The following is a 15,145-nucleotide window of genomic DNA, read 5'->3' as shown; positions in this document are numbered from 1 at the left end:
GCGGAACGGTGTGGCGGCCCGCGCTGCGTGCGGTCCGATCTCAGGGCATCGGCAGCGGCGGTGTCTTCGGGAAACTCACGGGCAACGCCGCGAGCGACCGATGGAACGGGCCGGGCCGCCACACCAGGTCCTCGACAGGCACCGCCAAGGTCAATTCCGGGAGCGCGTCGAGCAATTGGTCGATCGCGTCCTGCACGATCAGGTACGCCACCGGCTTGGCCGGACACCCGTGCGGCCCCGCGCTCCAGGCCAGGTGCGCCCGGTTGTCGACGACATCGCGCCCGGCGATGGCCGGATCGTTGTTGCAGGCCGACATGCTGATGACGACCGGTTCGTGTGCGGGCAGCCAGGTGTCGTCGACCAGGATCGGCTGACGCGGGTAGGTCATGCAGAAGTTGGCCAGCGGCGGGTCGGTGAACAGCACTTCGTCGAGCGCGTCGCGCGTGGACAGGCTGCCGCCGAGCACATTTCCGGCGAACCGGTCGTCGGTGAGCATCAGCCGCAAGGTGTTGACCACCAGGTTCAGCATCGGCTCGATGCCCGCGCCGTAGAGCACCAGCAGCTGGTGCACCATTTCCTCGTCGGTCAGCGCCGCCGGGTGCTGGAGCAGGCGGGTGGCGACGTCGTCACCGGGTTCGCGCTGGCGCAATCCCACCAGATCGGCCAGTGCGGAGGCGAGCAGGTTGTTGCCCGCCTCGGCGTCGTCGCCTTCGAAGATCTGCGCCATCCCGGTGGCGACCTGCTGCCCGATCTCGGGCGTGCACCCGAGCATCGAGTTCAGTGCCTGGAACACCAGCGGAAACGCGTACTGGCTCAACAAGTCCGCGGTCCCGGTCGCGCAGAAGCTGTTGATCAGCGGGATGGCGAACTGTTCGACGGTGCTGTGCATCGCGTACAGATCCACCCCGGCGATCCCGGCGACATTGGCCTGCCGGTATCGGGTGTGCTCGGCGCCGGTGGTGCGCAGCGCGGCCGGGCGGAACTGCAGCATCGGCAGCACCGGGCAGTCCAGCGGGATGTCGCGCTGCCACATCCGGGGGTCGGCCGGGAAGTGCTCCGGATCGTTGAGGATGCGCACGGCGGTGTGATAGCCGATCACCAGCGTGGCCCGGATGCCCGGCGACAACTCCACCGGCACCACCGAGCCGAACCGGTGCCGCATCCGCTGGTAGGCCGCCTGTGGGTCGGCGGCGAATTCGGGTGCCCACATCGCCACTCGTTCGTCGGCGGCGATATCGACCGTCATGACGTTGTTGATTCCTGTCTGCGAAAGAGGTATTCCGCCAACGTGATCAGTGCGCGCAGGCCCTGATCACGGCGACGTGCGTCGAGCGCGATCACCGGGGTCCCGGGCGCGAGGTCGAGCGCCTCGCGCACCTCCTCGAGCGGGTAGCGCCGGAATCCTTCGAACTCGTTCACCGCCACCGCGTACGGCACGCCGCGCTGTTCCAGCGCCGAGAGCACGTCGTCGGCCTTCTCGATACGGCGGGTGTCGACGAGCACCAGTGCGCCGAGAGCGCCACGAGCCAGTTCCTCCCACAGCGGGGCGAACCGTTCCTGGCCCGGCGTACCGAACAGGTACAGCGCCAGTTGGGGATTCAGGGTGATGCGGCCGAAATCCAGTGCGACCGTGGTCGACACCTTGCTGCCCAGGCCCGCCATGTCGTCGACACCGATACTGGCCTCGGTGATCGTCTCTTCCGTGCGCAGTGGCCTGATCTCGGACACCCCGCACACGAAGGTAGTCTTGCCGACACCGAAATTGCCTGCGACCAGGATCTTCACCGACCGTGTCACGGTTTCCGCGACGTAGTCGACCTCATCCCGCGATGGCGCGGAGGCCATGCAGCACCTCCTTGATCAGTGCGAGTTCCGGCTTCACCTGTGCCGGGGTGGGGCAGTGCAGATGACCACTGTCGAGCAGATCGGAGACGATGATCTTCACGACGGAGGCGGGTAGGTCGAGATAGGCCGACAGCTCGGCGATCGACAACGCGCCGCGGCGGCTGGTGAGAGCCAGCAGGCGACGTTCGTCGGGGCGGTGATCGGGCCGCGCGTCCTCGACGGCACGGACCAGGGTCACCAGGTCCAGATCATGAGCGGCACGCACCCGCCCGCCGGTGCGCACATAGGACCGCACCAGGTCGGGATCGCGCCTGCCGCGGCTCAATTCCTCCCGCCTAGGCGGGGCGCGCTGCCGATCTCGTGACCCACGCGCGAGGCCAGTTCGTTCATCCGATGCGCCACCAGCGCGACATCGACATCGGCGGTGGTGGCGACGCCGAGCAGCGCGCCCGCACCGGCCGCGGTGATCATGATCATGCCCTCGTCGTACTCGGTCATGTTCTGGCGCACCGCGTTCGACGGGCCGCCGCAGAACTCACCGAGCGCCTTGCCGAGCGAACGCAGGCCGGAGGCCGCCGCGGCGAACCGTTCGGCGTCGTCTTTGCTCACGCCACGGGAGTGGGCGATGCGCAGCCCGTCCTCGGACAGCAGGACCGCGAAGCGGACGCCGGGGATCTCGAGATCCTCGAGCAGCCACGCCAATCGGTTGGTGCTATCGGCTACCGGTGTGCTCATCGGCTGTTCCTTCCGTGGTTCGCTCGGCCGCAGCGGCACGACCGCTGCGGGATCCGCTGCGCCAGGCAGCGGCGAGGTCGGGACGCGCGTGCCCCGACTCGGTCGTTACCCCCGCCGAATCCGGGGCAACCGGTCTGCGGCGGCGCTTGGGCAGCCCGCCGCTGGTGATCTCGTGAACGTCGGCGCCGGGCGATTCGATCTCGGCGACCGGCACGGGAATGTGTGCGGGCGCGGCGAGTTCGGGCTCGGGCAGCCGCGGGGCGTCGCCGCTCACCAGCAGCGCCGACGGTACATACACCATGGCCCGCATGCCACCGAAGATGTTGGGCCCGTCGACGTGCACGGAGAATCCGTAGCGCCGGGCCAGTGCCGCGATGCCGGGGAAGCCGACCTTCGGCGCGGGACCGAGATCGTGGATGTCGACCGCGCGTTCGCCGCTGAGCACCAGTCGCGCGTCCTCGAGCTGCTCGGGGCTCATCCGCATGCCCGCGTCGTCGATGATCACGGTGACACCGTGATGGCCCTCCTGGAAACCGATCTCGACGAACGACGACGGCGGTGAGTAGCGCAGCGCGTTGTCGAGCAGGGTCGCCATGGTGTGCACGAGCGGTTCGACCGCGCGACTGATCACGATCCGGTCCGATTGCGCCGCCCGTACCCGCAGGAATTCCCTGACCCGCCCGGTGGCCCCGCCCGCCACATCGGTGAGCGACTGCTGTGGCCACCGGCGACCGGGCAGACCGCCGGAGACGATCACATAGGACTGCGCCTGCCGGATCATCTGCTGCACGGTGTGGTCGATCCGGGTGAGCGTTTCGTAGATGGCGTCGTCGCGATGTTCACGCAGTGCGGCACTGACGACTTGCCCGAGGTCGGTGCCCAGACTCACCACCGAGGTGCCGAAGGAGCGCACCGCTGCGCTGGTGGCCGCCCGCGAGGATGCCGAGAGCTCACCGCGGGTCTGTTCCTGGGCGGCCTGGATCTCACCGAGGCGACGTTGCTCGCCGTAGCGCTCGACCATCACCCTGGTTTCCTCGGCGACCACGCGCAGGTCTTCGGCATGACCCGTGGCGATCCACTGCAGCGCCTGGCCGAACTGCGAATCACCCAGTTCCACCGGCAGATCCACCGCGACCGAGGGGATCTCGTGGCGGCGCACCGCGGCGGTGATCGCGGGCAGGGTGCCCTGCGCCAGCTGCATCAAGGCGTTCTCGCAGGCGAGGCGTTCCCGGATGGCGGCGTCGGCGCGCTGCCGCTGTCGGCGCTCGTTCCGCATGGCCATGACACTGACCGCGACCGCGAGCAGTAACAGCGGCGCACCGATGACGAGCAACAGCACCGCAATTCCTGAGTTCATCAGATCTTTCGTCGTCCTCGACCACACGGCGCTGTTGCCGGTGGCCCTCGCCGGCCGGCCCGCCGAGGCATTCGCTGTCCACCGCGGGGTGATTTCGGATACCCGATTCACACGCCCCGATTCCAGCGACCCGCACACATTAGCAGCACACGTAACAATCGCGACACGGATCTTGCTGTCCGACATCATGTTTCCCGCTCGAAACACGACACGCTACTGGACAGTTGATCTATTCTGGTTCGCTATGCCTCGAGCCGATGCTCGCGGAACCCCGGGTACCGGATATTATCCCGGCGTGGCGAAACTGAAGCTTTCCGTCGATGTCCCCGTCCCGCCGGACCAGGCCTGGACGCACGCGTCCGACCTTCCGCACCTCGGCGATTGGCTGACCATTCACGAGGCATGGCGCGGAACACTGCCCGAGGAGCTGACGCCGGGCACTGTTCTCGTCGGCATCGCCCGGGTGAAGGGCTTTCGCAACAAAGTCACCTGGACCGTGCGCACCGCCGAACCGCCGCGCAAGCTCGCCCTCACCGGCACGGGTATCGGTGGCACCAAGTTCGGCCTCGGCATGCTCGTCGAGCCGAGCGGCAGCGGTTCGAAGGTGAGTGTCGACATCGATCTGGGCGGTGCGCCGCTGTTCGGGCCGATCGGGTCCGCCGTCGCGAAAGCCCTGCGCGGCGATATCGAGCGCTCCCTGGAGATGTTCGTCAAGCTCTACGGCTGAACCCCGACGCGAAAGCCCGGACGGAACAGGGTGTTCCGTCCGGGCTTTCTGCGTATGACCGATCAGGCCAGCGCCACAGCTTCGGCGTCGATCGGCGCCTTCGGCTTGGTTCGCGGCAGGAAGAACGCCGGGATCAGGGTCAGCAGCGCGAGTACCACGGTGACCCAGTAGGTGTTGCTGAACGCTGTCGCCGCCAGGTCGAGGCCCTGCTCGATGACCGACGGGGGAACCTGCGCGGCGAGATCGGGCCGGGCGTTGGCGCCGATCGCGACCTTCGCCTCCGGGTGATCGTTGAGCTGGGCGGCCAGCACGACCGACATCGTCGCCGTGCCGATCGACGCCGCGGTCTGGTTGATGATGTTCATCAATGTCGAACCGCGCGCGACCTGTGCGTGCGAGAGCGTCTGGATCGCGGCGGTCATCACCGGCATCATGGTGCAGCCCATGCCGAGACCCATCACGAACAGCGCGCCACCGATCAGCAGGTAAGAGGTGTCGGCGCCCAGCTGGGTGAACCCGGCCAGGCCCAGGGTGATGAAGGTGATGCCGAACATGACGATCTTGCCGGGGCCGATCTTGTCGACCAGGAATCCCGCGATCGGCATCGTCAGCATGGCGCCGATACCCTGTGGGGCCATGAGCAGACCGGAGTCGAACGCCGTCTCCCCGCGCACCTGCTGCAGGTAGTTCGGCAGCAGGAAGCCTGCGCCGAAGAACGCCGTCGCGAACAGCGACATGGTGAGCACGGAGTAGCGCAGCGACGGGTTGGAGAACAGCCGCAGGTCGATCAGCGGATGCTCGGTGCGCAGCGCGTGGAACACGAACGCCACCAGCAGCGCCGCGCCGATGATCGCCGGAATCAGCACGCGCGCGGCCATCACGGTGCCCTTCTCCGGAATGGAGGAGACACCGAACAGGAACAGCGCAAGACCCGGCGAGGCCAGCAGCATGCCGAGGAAGTCGAACGATTCCGAGGGCTTGGGCTTGTCGGGAGCGAACACGACCCAGGCCAGGATCAGCGCGACGATGCCCAGCGGCAGGTTGATCAGGAAGATCCAGTGCCAGCTGAAGGAGTCGATGAGCCAGCCACCGAGAATGGGGCCACAGATCGGGCCGAGCAGCATGGGCACGCCGAGTACCGCCATCACGCGCCCGATCCGCTGCGGGCCCGCGGCGTGGGTCATGATCGTCATACCCAGCGGCATGAGCATGCCGCCGCCGATGCCCTGGACGACGCGGAACGCCACCAGCGACTCGATACTCCACGCCATCGAACACAGCACCGACCCGATGATGAAGAAGGTCAGCGCCGCCATATAGAGGCGTTTGGTGCCGAAACGATCGGCGGCCCAGCCGGTCATCGGGATGACCGAGGCCAGCGCCAGGGTGTAACCGGTCATGGTCCAGGCGACGACCTCGACGGAGGCGTTGAAGTCCTGCATGAACGTCGGGATCGCCACGGTGACCACGGTGATGTCGAGAATCGACATCACCGCGCCGAGGACGACGACGCCCGCCACCTTCAAGACGGCGGCATCCAGCTTGTCAGGAGTGCGATCGGGCGCGGCCGCGCCGATATCCGGAGGTTTCGTCACCGGTTAACCCAAGCACCTTTCGCTGCCGATGACCAGTGAAATTTTCTGTTCGTGATCTGGTCGATGTCACACCCGCGTGATCGTCGCCGCCTCGCTCGCCGCGAGCGCCGCCCTCGTCGCCACGCTCGATGCGGGCAGCATCGGCAGTCGAACGGCCGCGCTGGAGATCTGACCACGCTCGGCGAGCACCGCCTTGATGACCGTCGGGTTGGGCTCGGCGAACAGGGCCGCACCGAGCGCGTCGAGGCGGTCGCCGATGGCGCGGGCCCGGACGACGTCACCGGCGTGCCACGCCTCGATGAGATCGGCGTATTCCCGGGGTGCGATATTGGCCGCGGCCAGGATCGCGCCGTGCGCGCCGAGAGCGAGCAGCGCGGAGGCGAAACGGTCGTCGCCGCTGAGCACGGTCGCCGGGGTATGAGCGGCCATCAATTCGACGCTGGCCGCGTCGATTCCGCCCACGGCGTGCTTGAAGCCGGCGATGTTCGGGGTATTCGCGAGACGAATCAATGTGCTGCCGCTGAGCGGGCGCCCCGTGCGGTGCGGCACGTCATAGACGAGCAGCGGAGCAGGGCTGATCGCCGCCAACTGCGTGAAGTGCGCGATCACCCCTTCTTCGCTCGGTCGCACGTAGTAGGGCACCACCGCCAGCACGGCCGCGACGGGCCGCGCGAGTTCGGCGATCGCTCGCACCGATTCCGCGGTGGCGTTGCCTCCCGCGCAGGCGATCAGCGGTGCGCCGCGGTCGGCGCAGACGCCGGCGCAGATATCCAGGACTCGCGCGCGCTCGGCCGCGGTGAGCGCGGACGGCTCCGCCGTGGTGCCGAGCGCGACGAGTCCGGTCGCACCCGCGTCGAGGACAGCGTGCGCGTGTCGTTCCAGTGCCGCGGGCTCGACGGCCCCGTCGGCGGTGAACGGCGTGATCAGAGGGACGAAGAGGCCGTGTAGCGATGTCATGACTCTATCGTCGAGCCAGATCCACCATCAGGTCTAGTTCACATTCATGATGACGACCGTAAGCTGAACTGATGCTCGATGTCCGCAAACTTCGCCTGCTCCGCGAACTCGCCCATCGCGGCACCATCGCCGCGGTCGCCGAGGCGCTCAGCTATACGCCCTCGGCGGTATCCCAGCAGCTCACCGCTCTCGAACGCGAAGCGGGCGTCCCGCTGCTGGAACGCTCGGGCCGTCGCGTCACTCTCACCCCCGCCGCGCAACTCCTCGTCGGGCACACAGAGACGATCCTGGCCGCCCTCGAACACGCCGACGCCGAATTGTCCTGTACCAGAGACGAGCTGGCAGGCACCCTCCGCATCGGCACCTTCCCGACCGCGGCGCGCACCCTGCTGTCGCCCGCCCTCGTCACCCTGAGTACCGATCATCCGCGCCTGGAACTCACCGTCACCGAAATCGACCCCGCCGACATCCCGAACGCCCTGCGCGCGGGGACCCTGGATATCGCGCTCACCCACGACTACGACCTGGTCCCCGCCGACACGGACCCCTCCCTGCACAGCGAGCCCCTCCACACCGAAACCGTCTACCTGGCCACGCTGGCCCCGGTGCCCACCGAGGACTCCCTGGCAGCACACCGCCGATCGCCCTGGATCGCGGGCACCCCCGGCACCCTGTGCCATACCCTGACGATCCGAGCCTGCCAGGCAACAGGATTCACCCCTCACATCCGCCACCACGCCGACGACTTCGACACCGTCCTGACCCTCGTCGCCGCAGGCGCGGGCACCGCCATAGTCCCCGCCCTCGCCCTCTACGCACCTCCGGAACAAATCACCCTCACTCCCCTGCCCATCCGCCGCCACACCCAGCTCGTATACCGCAACGGCACCGGCCTGCATCCGGCGATCCACGCCGCCCGGCTCGCCCTGCACGCCGCGGGATAGGAACGTCCGGCTGACCGCTGATCGGTGGGATAATCGAGCCGGTCGACACGGAGACCGCAGTAATGACATCGAGTAGTGGGAGTAGCCCATGGCACGAGTCAGGACCGGAATAGTCGATCCGGGTCTTCATTCCCGCTATGCGCCGGACTTCACCCACCGCACGGCGAAGTTCGTCGCCGCGACGACCGGTGCCGACTCCCTGTGGGTCGTCGACCATCTGATCGGATTGTTTCCCTCGTCGGTGTGGAAGCCGAGCCATGCGGGCGGTGCGCGGGTCGTGCCCGCCGCGGACGCGTACTACGAACCGTGGACCCTGCTCGGGCGCGCGGCGGCGCGGAATCGGTGGAGTCGGCTTCGGCTCGGGGTGGGAGTCACCGACGCCGGTCGCAGGCATCCGGCGGTGACCGCACAGGCCGCCGCGACCTTGCATCTGCTCAGCGGCGGGCGAGCGATTCTCGGGATCGGTCCGGGAGAACGCGAGAACAACGAGCCCTACGGTGTCGATTGGCAACGCCCGGTGGCGCGCTTCGAGGAGGCTGTCGCGACGATTCGGGCACTGTGGGAGTCCAACGGTGAGCCGATCTCCCGGGATTCCGAATTCTTCCCTTTGCGCGACGCGGTCTTCGCGCTGCCGCCGCACCGCGGTACCCGACCGGAGCTCTGGATGGGAGCGCACGGACCGCGCATGCTCAGGGTGGCCGGTCGATTCGCCGACGCGTGGCTGCCCGCCTTTCCGAGCAGCCCGGCCGAATACCGCGACAAGCTCGACACGATCAGGACCGCGGCCTCGAATGCCGGGCGCGACCCGTCTGCGGTCCAAGCGGCCGGGTGGCAGTGGATCATCACCGCGAAGTCGCAGACGATTGTCGACGAGATCCTCGACTCGGCGGTGATCCGCGCCTACATGCTCGCCGCGTCCGCGCAGGCCTGGGCGCGCCATGGTGTCGAGCATCCGTTGGGTCCCACGTTCTCCGGCGCCCAGGACATCCTCCCGCAGACCATCGACGAGGCCACCGCGCTGGAATACGGTCGACGCGCACCGCTGTCGTTGATCAGAGATGTCTTCCAGGTCGGCACACCGGCAGAGGTGCTCGACCAGATCGCCGAACGGCGCGACCACGGGTTGACCTACGCCGTGATGGTCGACCTCGGCGCGTGTCATCCGAAACTGCGGACAGGACTCCGGACCGGGTCATCGTTTGCCGAGGTCGCACGCGGAATCCGCCGGTTGTGACACCGCGGCGTTCCCTGATCCAGGCGACGTTCATTCGGTAGCGGCCGCCAGACGCGCCGAGCGCTGCAGGCGAGCGCCGAGCAGAGTCAGGCAGAGGGCAAGGACCAGGAGCAGCGCCAGGGTCCACGCCAGGGTCGAAAAGCCGTGTGGCGCAGTCGCTGCCGCGACGATCGGTCCCAGGGTCGCGCCGACGTAGAAGCTGAACATGGCGACCGAAGAGGCTGCCGCGCGGGCAGCACCGCCGAGTTCGCCCGCGCTCTGCAAGACCGCGGGGGCGATGACGCCGAGGCCACCGACCAGGACCGCCAGCAGCACAGTGAGGACCGCCAGGTGCGAGCCTTCGAAGGTCGCCGCGACCATCGCGGTGGCCGCGATCAGCACGCCGAGCACCATCTGGGTGGGCTTCGACAGGCGCGCCAGCGGAATGGCGAGCAGTGGCAGCGCCACCATCACCGGCAGGGCACCCGCCCGCAGGGTCAGCAGTTCCCCAACCGGTGACCAGGCCGGTGAGCTCGATCCCGGTGTAGATACCGACCATGACGGCCATGCTCAGGGCGCCCGCCACGAGCATCGGGAGCAGCGGCTTGATGCGCAGCACCGCGGGAATGGCGGCGTAGCTGTGGCGCAGCGGGAGGTCACGGCCGGTGGGGGCGTCATCGAGCATGACTGCTCGCAGCGCGAAGGCCAAGGCCGCGAAAACGACTGCGGAGCCGAGGAATACGGTGCGCCACGGGAACGATGCGACCACGGCCTGCGAGACGATCTGGGCGATGACGGTGGCGGCCAGGAAGGAGGTGGCCACCGACATGGTGACCACGGCCCGGTGCCCCGGCGCGATGCGTGTGCCGACGTAGGCCATGATCGCGGGCGGAATGGAGCCGACGACGAGGCCCTGCATGATCCGGAGCGCGACGGCCACGGGCGCACTGAACGCCAGGCCGGTCAACAGGGTGACCACCGCGGCTACGAGCATGCCGGTGACCAGGACCCGGCGATGGCCGTATCGATCCGACAGCGGGCCGAACAGCACGAAGCCGCCCGCGTACCCGAAGGCGAAGGCGCTGATGACCCACGTCATCGCCCCCGAACCCACACTCCACTCTGCTTTCATGGCTTCGAACAGGGGAATCGGCGTGTACATCTGGCCGGTGGCCAACAGGGCCGACAGCACGAAAACGGGGAGGGTGCGCCCGGTGTGCGTACGGGGCGACGTGTCGCGAACGCGGGCAGGGGCCGGACTTCTGACCGGACGCTGGACTGTCGGTGATGCCATGTCGACGACAGTAGGCTCGCCCAGAGACAGAGTCAACCAAATAGTTGGTTTAAAGACCTGGTAAAGTCGGCCCCATGACGGCGAGCACCATCAAACGCAGCGACGCGACCAGACAGGCCCTCTTGCGTGCGGCGCGAGCCGAATTCGCGCAGTACGGTCTGGCCGGAGCCCGCGTCGATCGCATCGCCGAGGCCGCCGGTGTCAACAAGGAACGCATCTACGGCCTGTTCGGCAGCAAGGACAGGCTGTTCGACGTCATCATCGTCGACACCATGCGCGAATTCATGGAGGTCGTCCAGCCACTCGCCGAGACCGAGCCCGGCGACTACGTCGGCAAGCTCTTCGACTACCACCGCGACCATCCGCAGCTGCTGCGCCTGCTGCTCTGGGAGGGTTTGCACCGCGGCGCCGACGCGCACGATGTCGACGGTTGGCGCGCTGACCACTACGGACAGAAATTCGACCGTGCCCAAGAACAATTCGGCGTCGACGAGAAGCAGGCGGGCCGCCTCCTGCTGGCCCTGTGCGGTCTCGCCAACTGGACCCACGCCGTCCCCCAGACCACCCGCCTGTTACTCGGCGACGCCGCCTCCGACACCGACGCCACCCGCGAGTTCGTGAAGGAATTCGCCCGGTCCGCACTGCGCAACCTCGCGGCCACGCCACAACCCGTCGCGCCACAGCCGGACGCCACCCTCCCCGAACCGGTCAATGCATTGACCACCCCGGTGGACGACGCCGCCCGCCGCCTTCGCGAAGCCCAGGCCGCCGCCGATGTCGCCCGCGCGGAACTCGCAACCGCCCTGCGCACCGCCCACGCCGCCGGGGCCGGGGCGAATCAGCTCGCCCGCCGAGTCGCCGGAACCATGTCCCGCCCACTCGTCCTCAAGCTACTGACCGACTAGACCCGAAACGCCGCGATTCACGCGGTCTTCTCGCGGTGGGAGCCGCGCTGGCGGGTGCGGGTGGCCGAGACGGGGTCGATGTCGGGCATGGACCATTGGGCGGACAGGGCCAAGCTGGGCTCACGGCCGGAAGCGACGTGGCGGTAGGCGATTTCGGCGGCCGCGTCGCAGTCGTGCGCGGCGATGGCGGCGTAGAGGGCCTCGTGTTCGTCGCATTGGGTGCCGGGGTCGCGTTCCTTGGTCAGGTGGAACAACCAGCGGACTCGGGATTCCAAGGGGCGCAACAACGACTGCAACAGCGGGTTGCCGGACACTTCGACGATCACGGCGTGAAAGCCCGCGTTCGCGGCGGCGATCGCGGCTTGGTCGCCACGGGCGGTGGCCTGGCGGGCCGCGGTGAGCTGCGCGCGCAGGGCGGTGAGGTCGGCCGACCCGGCTCGTTCGGCGGCCAGGCGCGCCGCGAGGACCTCGAGGCTTTCGCGAACGTCGAAGAGGTCACGCACGTCGGTCACCGTGAACGGGGCGACGATCGCGCCCTGCCGCGGCACGATGACGACCAGACCTTCTCGTTCGAGCATCTGCAGCGCCTCACGCAGCGGGATCCGCGAGATGGCCAGCTCGGTGGCGAGGTCGCGTTCCACGAGCCGCTGACCAGGGCTCAAGCGCAGATCGATGATCCGGTCACGCAATTCCTCGTAAGCCTGATCCCGCAGCGACTTCTTCGCCGGTTCGTCTGCCACCACACCATCCTTCTGCTCCTGCACGCCACCACGGTAGTCCGCTCGCGGCATGCGACCGTTTCTTACTTTTCGGTAATCCGCCCGTCATCTCCGGGCCCCAGGCTGACACTTAACGGTATACCGCTAAGTGAGCGGTTCGTTCGATCAAGGAGTACCCCGTGCACAAGTCCACTCGGCGCGCGATCGCCTTCGGCTCGGCCGCCCTCGCCGCCGCTGCCCTCCTGTCGGCCTGCGGTTCCGCCGACTCCACGGCGTCGGGCGGCAAGCTGAAGGTCGGCGTGTTCTTTCCCGGCTCGCTGTCGGACACCGGCTTCATGCAGTCCGGGTATCTCGGCTACCAGCGCATCGCCGACGCGCTGGGCGACAAGGTGGAACTCAGCAAGGTCGAACAGGTCGCCGCCAGCGACTACCAGCAGGCCCTGGTCCGCTTCGCCTCGACCAACGACCTGGTGATCTCCCTCGGCGGCCAGACCGACGCCGACGTGCGCAAGGTGGCGCCGCAGTTCCCGAACGTGAAGTTCGTCGAGATCGGCGGACCGGCCGACGCCAAGCCACTCGCCAACCTCGCCTACTACGACCCGCAGCAGGCCGAGGCCGAATTCCTCAGCGGCGCGGTATCGGCGGCGGGGTCGAAGTCGGGCACGGTGGCCTTCGTCGGCGGCGTCGAACTGCCCGCGATCGTCAACGCCGCCAACGCCTTCGGCAACGGCGCCCGGTTCGCTAAGCCGGACGCGAAGGTGCTCACCCCGCAGTACGTCGGCGACTTCAACGACCCCGCCAAGGCCAAGCAGGCCGCACTGGCCGACTACGGCGCCGGCGCGGGCACGCTCGGCCAGATCGTCAACCTGGGCAAGGCGGGCATGGAGCAGGCCGCCACCCAGTCCAACGCCACGATGGTCGGCGGCCCGATCCCCGGCGACTGCACCAACCCGGCGTACCTGGGCTACGTACACACCGATATCGGCGCCGAGGTCGAGTTCGCGGTGAAGGCCGTTCTGGACAACTCGTGGAAGGCCGAGAACGTGCGCTTCGGGCTGACCTCGCCCAACGAGGGCACCGATTTCGTGTTGTGCAGCAAGGACTCCGGGGTCGCCGACGCACTCGCGAAGGCGAAAACGGCCCTGTCCACCGGCGCGGTCAAGCCGTACTGATCCACGATGAACACTCCCGCATTGACCCTGCACGGGGTCGGCAAGCGCTTCGGTGACGTGCAGGCGCTGCACGATGTGGACGTCACCGTCGAATCCGGCACTGTCCATTGCATTCTCGGCGAGAACGGCGCGGGCAAGTCCACGCTGTGCAATGTCGTCTTCGGCGGCTACCACCCGGACACCGGACGTATGCAGCTGGGCGGCAAGGACTTCCGGCCCGACTCCCCCGCCGCCGCGATGGCTTCCGGTGTCGCCATGGTGCACCAGCACTTCAGTCTGGTCACCACCATGACCGTCGCGGAGAACCTGCTGCTCACCCAGCCCGGACTCCGGTCGCGCCGCAAGGAACTGACCGACCGGCTCGATGAGATCGCGCAGCGTTACCGCCTGCGCGTCGACCTCGACCAGCAGGTCGCGACCATGCCGGTCGGCGCCAGGCAGAAAGTCGAGATCGTCAAGGCGTTGCTGCGTGATCCGGCGCTGATCCTGCTCGACGAACCGACGGGAGTGCTCGATCCGGCCGAGATCGACGCGTTGATCGACACCTGCCGCGCCATCGCCGCCGACGGCAAAGCGGTGGTCCTGGTGACGCACAAGCTCGGTGAGGTGGCCAGGGTCGCCGATGCCGCGACCGTGCTGCGCCGCGGCACGGTCGCCGGTGGCGGGCGGATGTCGAACACCACCATCGCCCAGCTGCTCACCTCGATGGTGGGCCGCACCGCTGCCGACCTCGACCCGACCGTCGCCGCTACCATCGGCCTGGATCCCGCCGATTCGGCGAAGACAGCAGATTCACCCGTAACGGCTCTCCCGGTCGGTCCTGCCACCGAATCGACCCCGTCCAGCGCCGGTCTCGTGTCGTCTGCCGAATCCGATTCCCCCGCACCGGTTCTCACCATCGATCGAGTGACCGTGCATCGCGCCGACGGCAGCGCGGCGCTCGACGAGGCGTGTCTGGTCGTGCGGCCCGGCGAGATCGTCGGGATCGCGGGCGTCGAGGGCAACGGGCAGAGCGAGCTCGTCGCGGTCCTCGCCGGGGCTACCCCGGTGAGCGCCGGCACGGTCACGCTCGCCGACACCGAGATCACTACCGCCACCCCCGCCACCCGGACCGGGCTCGGACTCGGCGTCGTGCCCGAGGACCGCCACCGCGACGCGATGGTCGCCGAGATGACCCTGGCGGAGAACCTCTTCCTCGGCCGACTCGGCCGCTTCCGGCGCTTCGGACTGCTCGACAAACAGGCCATGGGCCGCGCCGCCCAGGCCGAACTCGACCGCTTCGACGTGCGCGCTGCCGGGCCGTGGGTGCCGATGGGCTCGCTCTCGGGTGGCAATCAGCAGAAGGTGGTGCTGGCCCGCGAGCTGTCCGCCGCGAACCTGCGCTGCCTGGTCGCCGCCCAGCCGACGCGCGGATTGGACATCGGCGCAGTCGATTTCGTGCTGACCCAGCTGCGCCATGCGGCCGCCGACGGCTGTGGGGTGCTGGTGGTGTCGAGCGAGGTACCCGAGTTGCTCGCGCTGTGCGACCGAGTGTTCGTCGCGTATCGCGGCACACTCGCCGGACCGATCGAGACCTCTGATCCCGCAGCGGCACAACAGATCAGCGAATTGATGATGGGAGTCGCGGCATGAGCGCACCGAGTCGGACCACGACCGCGGCCACCGCGCCCCCACCTCGGCGA

Annotated in this window: 15 protein-coding genes and 1 pseudogene; 6 read left to right on the top strand and 10 right to left on the bottom strand. The window is 68.3% G+C overall.

Features of this window, described 5'->3' with window-relative positions:
• Positions 1–40: 40 nt before the first annotated feature.
• From ACFTS5_RS14705 to ACFTS5_RS14685, 5 genes are read right to left on the bottom strand one after another with little or no spacing between them, the layout of a single operon-like run.
• Entirely contained in the window at positions 41–1,246 is a 1,206-nt protein-coding gene (locus tag ACFTS5_RS14705; RefSeq protein ID WP_378631034.1) for a cytochrome P450, read from the bottom strand.
• Positions 1,243–1,845 (bottom strand): ATP/GTP-binding protein, encoded by a 603-nt coding sequence (locus tag ACFTS5_RS14700; RefSeq protein ID WP_378631032.1) that lies wholly within the window; start codon positions 1,843–1,845, stop codon positions 1,243–1,245. Before ACFTS5_RS14700 ends, ACFTS5_RS14705 begins: the two co-directional genes overlap by 4 nt.
• Positions 1,820–2,170 (bottom strand): DUF742 domain-containing protein, encoded by a 351-nt coding sequence (locus ACFTS5_RS14695; RefSeq protein WP_056817094.1) that lies wholly within the window; start codon positions 2,168–2,170, stop codon positions 1,820–1,822. Before ACFTS5_RS14695 ends, ACFTS5_RS14700 begins: the two co-directional genes overlap by 26 nt.
• Complete coding sequence (locus ACFTS5_RS14690) at positions 2,167–2,580, bottom strand: roadblock/LC7 domain-containing protein (protein ID WP_378631030.1); 414 nt, start codon at positions 2,578–2,580, stop codon at positions 2,167–2,169. The genes ACFTS5_RS14695 and ACFTS5_RS14690 overlap by 4 nt, the downstream gene beginning before the upstream one ends.
• A complete protein-coding gene (locus tag ACFTS5_RS14685) occupies positions 2,558–3,937 on the bottom strand; it encodes a sensor histidine kinase (RefSeq protein ID WP_378631029.1) in 1,380 nt (459 codons plus the stop codon). Before ACFTS5_RS14685 ends, ACFTS5_RS14690 begins: the two co-directional genes overlap by 23 nt.
• A 295-nt stretch (positions 3,938–4,232) precedes the next feature.
• Here ACFTS5_RS14685 and ACFTS5_RS14680 point away from each other — a divergent pair, with 295 nt between their 5' ends.
• Positions 4,233–4,664: an SRPBCC family protein gene (locus ACFTS5_RS14680; protein WP_378631027.1), complete on the top strand. Its 432-nt coding sequence runs from the start codon at positions 4,233–4,235 to the stop codon at positions 4,662–4,664.
• Positions 4,665–4,726: 62 nt separating this feature from the next.
• Here the strand turns inward: ACFTS5_RS14680 and ACFTS5_RS14675 are convergent, their stop codons facing one another.
• Together ACFTS5_RS14675 and dapA are read right to left on the bottom strand one after the other, a co-directional pair.
• The gene (locus tag ACFTS5_RS14675) at positions 4,727–6,259 is read right to left on the bottom strand and encodes a DHA2 family efflux MFS transporter permease subunit (protein ID WP_378631026.1); all 1,533 of its coding nucleotides are present in this window, start codon (positions 6,257–6,259) and stop codon (positions 4,727–4,729) included.
• A 66-nt stretch (positions 6,260–6,325) separates the two neighbouring features.
• Positions 6,326–7,216 (bottom strand): 4-hydroxy-tetrahydrodipicolinate synthase, encoded by an 891-nt coding sequence (gene dapA / locus ACFTS5_RS14670; protein ID WP_378631024.1) that lies wholly within the window; start codon positions 7,214–7,216, stop codon positions 6,326–6,328.
• Positions 7,217–7,287: 71 nt separating this feature from the next.
• Here dapA and ACFTS5_RS14665 point away from each other — a divergent pair, with 71 nt between their 5' ends.
• Positions 7,288–8,160 (top strand): LysR family transcriptional regulator, encoded by an 873-nt coding sequence (locus ACFTS5_RS14665; RefSeq protein WP_378631023.1) that lies wholly within the window; start codon positions 7,288–7,290, stop codon positions 8,158–8,160.
• Between the two features lie 88 nt (positions 8,161–8,248).
• Positions 8,249–9,394, top strand: a complete 1,146-nt coding sequence (locus tag ACFTS5_RS14660; RefSeq protein WP_378631022.1) for an LLM class flavin-dependent oxidoreductase — start codon at positions 8,249–8,251, stop codon at positions 9,392–9,394.
• Positions 9,395–9,424: 30 nt separating this feature from the next.
• On the opposite strand, the gene ACFTS5_RS14655 is transcribed toward ACFTS5_RS14660, so the two are convergent.
• Positions 9,425–9,844: a hypothetical protein gene (locus ACFTS5_RS14655; protein ID WP_378631472.1), complete on the bottom strand. Its 420-nt coding sequence runs from the start codon at positions 9,842–9,844 to the stop codon at positions 9,425–9,427.
• Between the two features lie 94 nt (positions 9,845–9,938).
• Positions 9,939–10,505: pseudogene (locus tag ACFTS5_RS14650) on the bottom strand (MFS transporter); the annotation flags it as partial.
• Between the two features lie 236 nt (positions 10,506–10,741).
• Between ACFTS5_RS14650 and ACFTS5_RS14645 the strand changes: the two are divergent.
• A complete protein-coding gene (locus ACFTS5_RS14645) occupies positions 10,742–11,572 on the top strand; it encodes a TetR/AcrR family transcriptional regulator (protein WP_378631021.1) in 831 nt (276 codons plus the stop codon).
• A 17-nt stretch (positions 11,573–11,589) separates the two neighbouring features.
• Here ACFTS5_RS14645 and ACFTS5_RS14640 read toward each other — a convergent pair whose 3' ends face one another.
• Positions 11,590–12,336 (bottom strand): GntR family transcriptional regulator, encoded by a 747-nt coding sequence (locus ACFTS5_RS14640; protein WP_378631019.1) that lies wholly within the window; start codon positions 12,334–12,336, stop codon positions 11,590–11,592.
• A gap of 134 nt (positions 12,337–12,470) precedes the next feature.
• On the opposite strand from ACFTS5_RS14640, the gene ACFTS5_RS14635 reads away from it, so the two are divergent.
• On the top strand, positions 12,471–13,463 hold the full coding sequence (locus tag ACFTS5_RS14635; RefSeq protein ID WP_378631018.1) for a BMP family protein: 993 nt from the start codon (positions 12,471–12,473) through the stop codon (positions 13,461–13,463).
• A 6-nt stretch (positions 13,464–13,469) separates the two neighbouring features.
• Positions 13,470–15,095, top strand: coding sequence for an ABC transporter ATP-binding protein (locus tag ACFTS5_RS14630; RefSeq protein ID WP_378631016.1), 1,626 nt, complete (start codon positions 13,470–13,472; stop codon positions 15,093–15,095).
• Positions 15,096–15,145: the final 50 nt, after the last annotated feature.

It is taken from the genome of Nocardia sp. NPDC056952, from assembly GCF_042674185.1.
In the GTDB taxonomy this organism is placed as follows: Bacteria; Actinomycetota; Actinomycetes; order Mycobacteriales; family Mycobacteriaceae; genus Nocardia.
Note: the sequence above shows the minus strand (reverse complement) of the source record. Positions and strands in the feature narration are given on the sequence as shown.

Coding starts and splice junctions, on each gene's coding strand:
- ACFTS5_RS14655 (WP_378631472.1), bottom strand. CDS start 9,844: ATGGTGGCGCTGCCACTGCTCGCCATTCCGCTGGCGCGCCTGTCGAAG.
- ACFTS5_RS14665 (WP_378631023.1), top strand. CDS start 7,288: ATGCTCGATGTCCGCAAACTTCGCCTGCTCCGCGAACTCGCCCATCGC.
- ACFTS5_RS14690 (WP_378631030.1), bottom strand. CDS start 2,580: ATGAGCACACCGGTAGCCGATAGCACCAACCGATTGGCGTGGCTGCTC.
- ACFTS5_RS14705 (WP_378631034.1), bottom strand. CDS start 1,246: ATGACGGTCGATATCGCCGCCGACGAACGAGTGGCGATGTGGGCACCC.
- dapA (WP_378631024.1), bottom strand. CDS start 7,216: ATGACATCGCTACACGGCCTCTTCGTCCCTCTGATCACGCCGTTCACC.
- ACFTS5_RS14685 (WP_378631029.1), bottom strand. CDS start 3,937: ATGAACTCAGGAATTGCGGTGCTGTTGCTCGTCATCGGTGCGCCGCTG.
- ACFTS5_RS14630 (WP_378631016.1), top strand. CDS start 13,470: ATGAACACTCCCGCATTGACCCTGCACGGGGTCGGCAAGCGCTTCGGT.
- ACFTS5_RS14660 (WP_378631022.1), top strand. CDS start 8,249: ATGGCACGAGTCAGGACCGGAATAGTCGATCCGGGTCTTCATTCCCGC.
- ACFTS5_RS14700 (WP_378631032.1), bottom strand. CDS start 1,845: ATGGCCTCCGCGCCATCGCGGGATGAGGTCGACTACGTCGCGGAAACC.
- ACFTS5_RS14645 (WP_378631021.1), top strand. CDS start 10,742: ATGACGGCGAGCACCATCAAACGCAGCGACGCGACCAGACAGGCCCTC.